Consider the following 10173-nt stretch of genomic DNA (forward strand, 5'->3'; position numbering starts at 1 on the left):
TGCTGCAGCCTTTCGGCAACGAATGGGCTGGTTCTATTCCGGTCCATTCGCTGCCTCGCACCGCAATCAGAAGTCCTGCTGCAGGCTCACATAGACGCCGCGGCGCGGCGCCCATTGCGGCGCGAACACGCCGATGCCGCCACCATCGCGCAACTGGTAGCTGCGGTTGAGGACATTGACCGCGGCCAGTTGCACATGCAGCGGATGCGTGTTGACGTCGAAGTCGTGACCGACGCTGGCATTCAACTGGAAGTACGACGGAAGCGAAGCGCCGTTGGGTACCGTGTCGGTATCGGTGCGCAAGCCGCTGCCGAACAGATAGTTGAGGCCGACCTTGCTGCCTTCGCTGAAGGCGTAGTTGACGCCGCCGGACGAGGTCAGCTTCTGATCGTGATCCAGATGGATCCAGTTGTCGTAGGTATAGGCCAGCGCATCCGGATCGAAGTTGTACAGGCTGGTCATGACCCGCTTGCCCATGGCCTTGCTGTAGGCGAGGTTGAAATATGCCGTCACGGGCCCGTTGGTGTAGTCGGCGCTGAATTCGGCGCCGCGGATGCGGCCATAGCGGTAATTGAAAGTGGAATAGACATAGGCGGCACCGAACTGGCCTTCGTCCTGGAGCCGGTCGGCCTTGCGATAATAGGTGTCCAGGCCAAGCGTCAGATGATCGGTGACCACCTGCGAGATACCCAGGTCGTAGTAGTCGCTACGCTCGCTCAGTGGCGTGGTCGGGCCGTCACCGGCCGACTGCTGATTGGTGGTGCCGTCGTAGAGCGCGATGTCGCTGGTGGAGATCAGCTCGCTGGCCGGTGGGGTGAAGTAACGCGCGTATCCGGCATGCAGGGTGGTGCTGTCGCTGGCGCGCCAGATGACGCCCAGGCGCGGGCTGAGCTGACCTTCGGTCGTGCCGAAGGCCTTGTACTTGTCGCCGCGCAGGCCGTAATTGACGGTCCAGTCCTCGCCGATCTTCCACTCGTCCTGCAGGTAGAGCGCGTAGGTGCTGGCATGGAAGCGGCTGCCGTCGAGAATGAACAGCGGCACGTTGCTGCTCTGGCTGCCGTCGTCGTTGGCAGGGAAGACATACGAATTGTTGCTGGCGATGGCGTGTTCGAAATTGCCGTACACGCCGTAGCGCAGCCTGTGCGATCCGCCCCAGGGCGTTGCGAAGTCCGCCTGCACGGTATTGGCGCGGTTGCTGCGGTCCACTTGCGAGGCGATGCCGTTGAAGATCAGGTCGCCGGCAACGTCGGGGGAGAAGGCGACGCTGCTGTAACGCTGGCCGGCGGAGAGCTGATAGTTGGTGTCGCCGAGCGTGCCTTGCAGGGCCAGGGTGCCGAAACGGGTGTTTTCGCGCTGGTTCTCGTCCAGGCGCGAGGAGTCGAAATCGGTGGTGCCCAGGTAATCGAAGGCCGGCGTCTGCCCCGGATTGTTGGGGATCTGGAAGCGGTTGTTCGCGTAGCCGACCAGCAGGCTGAGACGGGTGTCCTCGTTGACCAGGTAGGTCAGATCGGCGAAGCCCTTGCCCTGATGGGTTTTGTCATGGAGGGGGTTGAGGCTGTCGACCGGGTTTTCCAGGCCATTCTTGTTCTGGTCGTAATCGCCGCTGACGAACCAGCTCAAACGCCCGCTGCTGCCCCACAGCGAGGCGTTGGGGTTGATGGTGCCGTAGGAGCCGGCGGTGATGCCGACGCTGCCGCCATTGCCGAGCTCGGCCCCATTCTTGGTGGTGATGTCGACCACCGCAGCGGTGCGGTCGCCGAACTGTGCCGGCAATGCGCCATCGAGCAGCTTGAGGTTCTTGATGATGCGCGGCTCCAGGCTCTGGCCGAAGCCAGAGATGGATTCGGGAATGATCACGCCGTTGATGCGGTACTGCAGGTTGGCGTGGTCGCCGCGCACGTGGATGCCGCCGTAGGAATCCTGTACCACGCCCGGCGCCTGCAGCAGGACCTGATTGAGTGGCGTCGCCGCGCCGAGCGGCAGGCGATCGATATCGTCAGCGGTGATGGCAAATTGGCTGCTGCCGATGTCCGGCGACAGGGCATTGCGTGCCGCCTCGAGCTTGGCGATCACATTGACCGTATCCAGGTCGGTCGTGCGCTCGGAGTCGGCATCGGCGGCAAACGCCGCACCGATGGGGGCGGCCAGCAAGGCGACGGTGATGGCGGCAGACAGAAGGCGAGGAGTCATGGCGGTTTCGCGCGGTGGGTGAGGGAGGATGTTGTTATTTTGTAACGTTGAGCGCTTTGGCGAGCGCTAGCGTAGGTCGAAAGTCATGGCCCGACGGGAGATGTTGTTTGCTGTTCAGGTCGAAGGGGCCGGCGCGCGACTGCCACGTCGGACCGACGCGGCGGCAATTCGGAGCCACTGGCCTCCCGGCGCTTTGCGTAGCGTTCCGGCTCTGCCAACATCGCAGGCTGCCTAGGAGTCCTCTCATGAATCTTTCCGCTGCCACTTCCGTTACCGATTCCGCCGCCGCAGCGTGGGCGCCGGACAGCTGGCGCGGCAAACCTGCATTGCAACTGCCGGTGTACCCGGATGAAAACGCGCTGCAGGCGGCCATGCACGAGTTGGGGGGGCTGCCGCCGCTGGTGACCTCGTGGGAAATCTTTGCGCTCAAGCGCCAGCTGGCGGAAGCGCAGGAAGGCAAGCGCTTCCTGCTGCAGGGTGGCGATTGCGCTGAGAATTTCAGCGATTGCGAATCGGGCACCATCTCCAACCGGTTGAAGGTGCTGCTGCAAATGAGCCTGGTGCTGGTGCACGGCCTGCATTTGCCGGTGGTGCGGGTGGGTCGCTTCGCCGGGCAATACGCCAAGCCGCGCTCGGCCGATACCGAAACGCGCGATGGCGTGACCTTGCCGAGCTATCGCGGCGATGTGATCAATGCGCCGGCCTTCACCGAGGCCGCGCGCGTGCCCGATCCGCGCCGCATGATCACCGCGCATTCGCGCTCGGCAATGACGATGAACTTCGTGCGCGCGTTGATCGACGGTGGCTTCGCCGACCTGCATCACCCCGAATACTGGAATCTGGATTGGGTGGGCTATTCGCCGCTGGCGGCGGACTACCAAAAGATGGTTGCCTCGATCGGCGACGCCGTGCGCTTCATGGAAACGCTGTCCGGGGCGGAGGTTTACAACCTCAATCGCATCGATTTCTACACCTCGCACGAGGCCTTGTTGCTGCCGTACGAGGAAGGCCTGACCCGTCAGGTGCCGCGGCAGTGGGGCTGGTTCAATCTCAGCACGCACTACCCGTGGATCGGGATGCGGACGGCCGCGCTGGATGGCGCGCACGTGGAATACCTGCGTGGCGTGCGCAACCCGATCGCGATCAAGGTGGGGCCGTCGGTGCAGCCGGACCAGCTGCTGCGCCTGATCGATGTGCTCAATCCTGAGGACGAACCTGGGCGTTTGAGCTTCATCCATCGCATGGGTGCGGCGCAGATCGCCGACAAGCTGCCGCCGTTGCTGGATGCGGTCAAGCGCGACGGGCGGCGGGTGCTGTGGGTCTGCGATGCGATGCATGGCAATACCGAAAGCACCGGAAATGGCTATAAAACCCGGCGTTTCGACAATATCCGCAACGAAGTGGAGACCTCGTTCGATCTGCACGCGGCCGCCGGCACGCGGCTGGGTGGCGTGCATCTGGAACTCACCGGCGAAGATGTCACCGAATGCACCGGCGGTGCGCGCGAGCTCACCGAGCGGGATCTGGAGCGGGCGTATCGCTCCAGCGTGGATCCGCGTCTGAACTACGAACAGTCGCTGGAAATTGCGATGGCGATCGTGCGCAAGCAACAACAGGCGGCCTCGCAGCCGCTGGGCGCATGAGCGGCGTGTGCGCATGACGTGATGCTCATGCCGCGTGCGGCATGCTCTGGCAGCCATCCCTCTTTCCCCCCACAGGAGGAACGGTTTGACTGCCGATTGGAACGTCATCCGCGAATACGCAATTCCGCTCGGTGCCTCGCTGCTGGCGGGCATCGTCACCTGGTCGTTGATGCTGTGGCTGTTTCGCCGCATGCAGGGCCGCGACTACCGCCGTGCGCGCATCATTCGCGTGATCACGCTGCCGGCGGCGTTTATCCTACCGCTGTTGTTTCTGGGGATCGCCACCGAAGCGACCCCGTTGGCCGGCAAGGCGCTGGCAGCGGTGCAGCATCTGCTGCATCTGGGAATCGTCGGCTGCGTCACCTGGTTGCTGGTACGCGCGGTAGCCGCCGGCGAGGCGGCGATCTTGCGCAGCAACCCGATCGAGGTGTCGGACAACCTCACCGCACGGCGTATCCAGACCCAGACGCGGGTGCTGAGCCGCGTGCTGATGGGCACGGTGATCCTGCTCGGCATTTCGGTGGTGCTGCTGACCTTCCCGCAGGTGCGCCAGATCGGCAAGACCTTGCTGGCGTCGGCCGGCATCATCGGGCTGGTGGCCGGTATCGCGGCCAAGCCGGTGTTCGGCAACCTGATCGCCGGCTTGCAGATCGCACTGACCCAGCCGATTCGCCTGGACGATGTGGTGATCGTGGAAGGCGAGTGGGGCCGCATCGAAGAGATCGGCAGCTCGTACGTGGTGGTGCGGATTTGGGACGAGCGCCGCATGGTGGTGCCGCTGACCTGGTGGATCGAAAACCCGTTTCAGAACTGGACGCGCAGCAGTGCCGACCTGCTCGGCACCGCGTTCCTGTGGCTGGATTACCGTACGCCGATTGCAGCGGTACGTGCGGAACTGGAGCGTATCTGCCACAGCGAACCGCTATGGGATGGCCGCGTGTGCGTGACCCAGATTACCGACACCAGCGACAACACCATCCAGGTGCGACTGCTGGTAAGCGCACGCAATTCCGGCGATGCCTTCGATTTGCGCTGCCTGGTGCGCGAACGCATGATCGATTTCCTGACGCGCGAGCATACGTATGCATTGCCGAGGCTGCGCGCCGAAATCGCGACGCAGGAAAGGCCGCCATCACGCCCTGCCGAGCCGATTGCGCAGGAGAGCGTGCGCTCGCCGGGCGCCGAAGACGGCGAGCCTGCGGCCAGCATCTAGCGCGGCCAAGAAAACAACTGCATGGCCGCCAAGCGGGTGCGGCCGTGCTCGGAATTGGCATTGACTACTCGTACATGCGGTTCCGTGCATGCCGGCCACGCCACCTGACGACGCTCGCTACGATATGTAGCTGCTTTTGTCGGGTGGTATTGCGCCGACTGCCGGCATCACATGTGTTCGGCAGGTATTTGCACAAGTACCCACCGGGCCGGTTCTTCCTCTGGGACGCAAGGCGTCACAGCGGTCAATCATGCTGGCGCGACCCCTGCGCCGGCGCGACGGGTGTCGTGCCTGACGTTGCCGGACCTGGCGCAGCCGGCGCACTGGGCGCATAGCCAGGCGTAAAGCGCGCATGGCTGCGTTGTTCGTACGCATACGCCAGCTCGATCAGGCGCGGCTCGCTCCAGGCCGTGCCCATGAACAACAGGCCAAGTGGCAAGCCCTGGGTCTGTCCCATCGGCACGCTCAGGCTTGGATAGCCGGCCACTGCAGCGGCACCATAGCCGGCGCCGGGGAAGGTATCGCCCTTGCCGAGCGTGGTGACCCACGCCGCGCCGGTGGTGGGCACGATCAAGGCATCCAGGCGATCTGCCTTCAAGGCTGCGTCGATGCCTTCCGGCCCGGCCAACCGCTTGGCGTTGGCGCGCGCGCTCAGATACCCCGCATCATCGAGACCGGGCGCTGCCTGCGCCTGTTCGAACAGCTCCTGCCCGAAGTACGGCATCTCGCGCTGCGCATGGTTGCGATTGAACCCAATCAACTGCTGCAGGGTCGCCACGGGCGTGTGGTGGTTTTGCAGATACGCATTCAAGCCGGCCTTGAATTCGACCAATAAGACCATCTGCTCGGCTGCGTCCCACTTGCCATCGGTGACCAGGGCGGTCTCGACCACAGTAGCGCCTGCTGCACGCAGTGTCTGCACGGCGCGGTCGAGCGCCGTGGCGATCGCCGGGTCCTCGCGGAGCGGGTTGCGCAACAGGCCCAGGCGCGCGCCACGCAGGCTGTCGGGTTTCAGGTGGGCGAGATAATCGACGCTGGTCGCCGGTGCCCTGGCGGTGGCCGGGTCCTGCGGGTCGGGTGCGGCGATGGCCTGCAGCACTGCAGCCGCATCGGCGACGCTGCGGGTCATCGGGCCGGCGGTGTCCTGGCTGGTGGAAATCGGGATGATGCCGTCGCGACTGACCAGGCCAACGGTCGGCTTGAGCCCGACCAGGCCGTTGACCGATGCCGGACAGGTAATGCTGCCATCGGTTTCAGTACCGATGCCGACGGTAGCCAGGCTGGCCGCGATGGCCGCACCGGTGCCGGCACTGGAGCCGCAGGGATTACGATCCAGCGCATACGGATTGCGCGTGAGCCCCCCGCGTCCGCTCCAGCCGGAGCTGGATTGGGTGGAGCGGAAATTGGCCCATTCGCTGAGGTTGGTCTTGCCCAGGACCACCGCACCGGCAGCGCGCAGGCGCTGCACCACAAACGCGTCGCGGTCGGGACGGAACTCGGCCAGCGCCAGCGAGCCGGCGCTGTTGACCATCGGCAGCGCGTCGATATTGTCCTTGAGCAGCACCGGGATCCCGTGCAGCGGCCCACGCACGTGGCCGGCTTTGCGTTCGGCGTCCAGGGCGCGGGCGTCGGCTTCGGCCTGCGGATTGAGTTCGATCACCGCGTTGAGCCTGGGGCCGGCGCGATCGATGCTGGCAATACGCTGCAGATACGCGCGCGTCAGTTGCAGGCTGCTGCTCTGGCCGCTGGCCATGCGCGCCTGCAGGCCGGCCACGTCGGCCTCGCTCAGATCGATAGGGTGGGCGGTGGACGCGTCGGCAGTGCCGGTCGCAGAACGCGATGGATCATCGGCATGCGCACAGCCGCACAGCGCGGCAAGCAGCGCGAAGGACAAAAGAGTGAATCGCATGGATGGTCATCCCCGGGGAGAAGTCGCAGGCTAACGGCGCTGCGTCGGGGTGACAACGGAGGGCGTGCCCGCAAACGGGCAGGCAGGCTCAGCGACGGCGGCGTCGCACCAGGTCGCGTGCGAGCACGCCGACCACCAGCAGGTTGATCGCCAACACGCCCCAGGCGGTCCAGCCGGGATGACGCACGATGGCGTAGATATCGAAAGGCAGATAGATGGCCGCCGACAGGCAGCCCAGCACCGAGGCCCACGCCTTGGCACGCCACAGACCCCAGGCTTCCACCACATGCAGCAGGCCATAGGCCAGCATGGCGGCAGCGGCCAGATGCACTGCATCGGGGCTGATGGTCTTGAGCAACGACGGCAGTGCGCCGTGGTCGGGGTCCAGATTGAAGCGGCGGATCAGGGTGATGACCGCGTTTTGCAGCGGGAGCGGGCCCAGAATTTCCAGGCCCGTCGCCGCCAACAGCGCAAGCGTCCCCTTGACCGCCTCAAGCAAGGCGATCACATGCAGTCCCGGATGCGCGCGCGGATCCGGGCTATAGGGTTTGTCACTCACGCGTCAGCTCAACAACTCAGCCCGAACGGCCAGCACGCTTGCGGTCGCTTTCGGTGAGGAACTTCTTGCGCAGGCGGATTTCCTTCGGCGTGACTTCCACCAGCTCGTCGTCCTCGATGAAGTCCAGCGCCTGTTCCAGCGTGTACTTGATCGCCGGGGTCAGCTTGATCGCATCGTCCTTGCCCGAGGCGCGCATGTTGGTCAGCGGCTTGGTCTTGATCGCGTTGACGGTCAGGTCGTTGTCCTTGGAATGGATACCGACCAGCTGGCCTTCGTACACGTTGTCGCCTTCGGCGGCGAACAGGCGGCCACGCTCTTCCAGCGGTCCCAGCGCATAAGCCGGCGTCGCGCCCGGTGCATTGGCGATCATCACGCCGTTCTGGCGCTTGGCGATCGCGCCCTGTTCCTTCGGACCGTAGTGGTCGAACACGTGGAACAGCAGACCCGAGCCCTGGGTCAGGGTGCGGAATTCGTTCTGGAAGCCGATCAGGCCACGCGCCGGGATCATGTAATCCAGACGCACGCGGCCCTTGCCGTCGGGTTCCATGTTCTTCAGCTGGCCCTTGCGGGTGCCCAGCTTTTCCATCACGCCGCCCTGGTGCTGTTCTTCGATGTCCACCACCAGCTGTTCGATCGGCTCCATCAGCTTGCCGTCGATTTCCTTGATGATCACTTCCGGACGCGACACGGCCAGCTCGTAGCCTTCACGACGCATGTTTTCGATCAGCACCGACAGGTGCAGCTCACCACGGCCGGAGACCAGGAACTTGTCGGCGTCCGAGCCTTCCTCCACCTTCAGCGCCACGTTGTGCACCTTCTCGCGGTCCAGACGGTCGCGCAGCTGGCGGCTGGTCAGGAACTTGCCGCCGGACAGGTCCTTGTTACCGGCGAACGGCGAGTTGTTGACCTGGAAGGTCATCGAGATGGTGGGCTCGTCCACGGTCAGCGCCGGCAGCGCTTCGGGATGATCGAGCGCGCACACGGTGTCGGAGATGGTCAGTTCCTGGATGCCGGAGATGGCCACGATGTCGCCGGCCTCGGCGGTGTCCTGCTCGATACGCTCCAGGCCCAGGAAGCCCAGCACCTGCAGCACCTTGCCCTGGCGCTTCTTGCCCTCGCGGTCGATCACGCTGACCGGCATGTTCTTCTTCAGGGTGCCGCGCTGGATGCGGCCGATGCCGATCACGCCCACGAAGTTGTTGTAGTCCAGCTGGCTGATGCGCATCTGGAACGGGCCGTCCGGGTCCACGTCCGGGGCCGACACGTGCTGCATGATCGCTTCGTACAGCGGGGTCATGTCGCCTTCGCGCACGTCCGAATCCAGGCTTGCGTAGCCGTTCAGTGCGGAGGTGTAGACGATCGGGAAATCCAGCTGCTCGTCGGTGGCGCCGAGCTTGTCGAACAGGTCGAACACCTGGTCGATCACCCAGTCAGGGCGTGCACCGGGACGGTCGATCTTGTTGACCACCACGATCGGCTTGAAGCCCATCGCAAAGGCCTTCTGGGTCACGAAGCGAGTCTGCGGCATCGGGCCATCCATCGCGTCGACCAGGATCAGCACCGAGTCCACCATCGACAGCACGCGCTCGACTTCGCCACCGAAGTCGGCGTGTCCGGGGGTGTCGACGATATTGATGCGGTTGCCCTGCCAGGTGATGGCGGTGTTCTTGGCCAGGATCGTGATGCCACGTTCCTTTTCCTGGTCGTTGCTGTCCATCACGCGCTCAGCCAACACGGTGCGTTCGGACAGGGTGCCGGACTGCTTCAGCAGGCAGTCGACGAGGGTGGTCTTGCCATGGTCGACGTGCGCGACGATGGCGATATTGCGGAGTTTTTCGATAGACATGCGGAAAGGGCCCCTGTCTGGCGCCAGTCTTGAGATGAGGTAAGCCCGACATTATAGCGGTTTCGTTGCGCTGCCGTTGCCGATTGCCCTGAGTCGATTCAGATCGCCCATTCAGCTGGCGTGACGGGCCGGGTACGTGGCAGGCGGGAGCGTTGGACGATGGTCGTACCCATGCGGCCGGCCACGCACCCGGGTGTATCCTAGCGGGCTATTGATCACCCCAGAACCTGCAAGGATTTCTATGTCCCTGATCGCCACTTTCGACACCTCCCGCGGCCCGATCGTCGTCGAGCTGTACCCGGACAAGGCCCCGCTGACGGTTGCCAACTTCGTCAACCTGGCCAAGCGCGGCTTCTACAACGGCCTGAGCTTCCACCGCGTCATCGCCGACTTCATGATCCAGGGCGGTTGCCCGGAAGGTTCCGGCCGCGGCGGCCCGGGCTACCGTTTCGAAGACGAGACCAACAATGGCGTCGGCCACGAGCGCGGCGTGCTGTCCATGGCCAATGCCGGCCCGAACACCAACGGCAGCCAGTTCTTCATCACCCACACCGCCACCCCGTGGCTGGACGGCAAGCACACCGTGTTCGGCAAGGTCACCCAGGGCCTGGACGTGGTCGATAGCGTTGCCCAGGGCGACACCATCAATACCCTCACCATCGAAGGCGACACCGACGCCGTGCTGGCCGCCAAGGCCGACCGCGTTGCGGAGTGGAACAAGATCCTCGCCGCCTGATCGCATCCCGTCGAACGGCCGCCATGTGCGGCCGTTCGCTTGTCAATGCGCGCCGCCAGGCCTTGCGCCCCGCCAGC

7 protein-coding genes are annotated in these 10173 nt (G+C 64.6%); 3 read left to right on the top strand and 4 right to left on the bottom strand.

The features are described 5' to 3' along the window. Positions 1-66 precede the first annotated feature (66 nt). Positions 67-2190 (bottom strand): TonB-dependent receptor, encoded by a 2124-nt coding sequence (locus EO156_RS21015; RefSeq protein ID WP_016849986.1) that lies wholly within the window; start codon positions 2188-2190, stop codon positions 67-69. 245 nt (positions 2191-2435) lie between these two features. On the opposite strand from EO156_RS21015, the gene EO156_RS21025 reads away from it, so the two are divergent. Next, a complete protein-coding gene (locus EO156_RS21025) occupies positions 2436-3833 on the top strand; it encodes a 3-deoxy-7-phosphoheptulonate synthase class II (protein ID WP_016849985.1) in 1398 nt (465 codons plus the stop codon). A gap of 85 nt (positions 3834-3918) precedes the next feature. Next, positions 3919-5046, top strand: coding sequence for a mechanosensitive ion channel domain-containing protein (locus EO156_RS21030; protein WP_003486654.1), 1128 nt, complete (start codon positions 3919-3921; stop codon positions 5044-5046). A gap of 244 nt (positions 5047-5290) precedes the next feature. Here EO156_RS21030 and EO156_RS21035 read toward each other — a convergent pair whose 3' ends face one another. From EO156_RS21035 to typA, 3 genes are all read right to left on the bottom strand, one after another. After that, positions 5291-6940 carry an amidase gene (locus tag EO156_RS21035; protein ID WP_016849984.1) on the bottom strand — a complete coding sequence of 550 codons (1650 nt, stop codon included), beginning with the start codon at positions 6938-6940 and terminating at the stop codon, positions 5291-5293. Positions 6941-7043: 103 nt separating this feature from the next. Further along, positions 7044-7463 carry a DUF2127 domain-containing protein gene (locus EO156_RS21040; RefSeq protein ID WP_008571656.1) on the bottom strand — a complete coding sequence of 140 codons (420 nt, stop codon included), beginning with the start codon at positions 7461-7463 and terminating at the stop codon, positions 7044-7046. Positions 7464-7530: 67 nt separating this feature from the next. Further along, positions 7531-9360: a translational GTPase TypA gene (gene typA, locus EO156_RS21045; RefSeq protein ID WP_003486646.1), complete on the bottom strand. Its 1830-nt coding sequence runs from the start codon at positions 9358-9360 to the stop codon at positions 7531-7533. Positions 9361-9601: 241 nt separating this feature from the next. Between typA and EO156_RS21050 the strand changes: the two genes are divergently transcribed. Beyond that, a complete protein-coding gene (locus tag EO156_RS21050) occupies positions 9602-10096 on the top strand; it encodes a peptidylprolyl isomerase (protein WP_003486644.1) in 495 nt (164 codons plus the stop codon). The last annotated feature ends 77 nt before the right edge of the window (positions 10097-10173 follow it).

This window comes from Xanthomonas sp. DAR33341, assembly GCF_003992815.1.
Taxonomy (GTDB): Bacteria; Pseudomonadota; Gammaproteobacteria; order Xanthomonadales; family Xanthomonadaceae; genus Xanthomonas; species Xanthomonas cissicola.

Excerpts from the sequence above, each read along its gene's own strand:
- EO156_RS21015 (WP_016849986.1), bottom strand. The coding sequence starts at position 2,190 with ATGACTCCTCGCCTTCTGTCTGCCGCCATCACCGTCGCCTTGCTGGCC.
- EO156_RS21050 (WP_003486644.1), top strand. The coding sequence starts at position 9,602 with ATGTCCCTGATCGCCACTTTCGACACCTCCCGCGGCCCGATCGTCGTC.
- EO156_RS21025 (WP_016849985.1), top strand. The coding sequence starts at position 2,436 with ATGAATCTTTCCGCTGCCACTTCCGTTACCGATTCCGCCGCCGCAGCG.
- typA (WP_003486646.1), bottom strand. The coding sequence starts at position 9,360 with ATGTCTATCGAAAAACTCCGCAATATCGCCATCGTCGCGCACGTCGAC.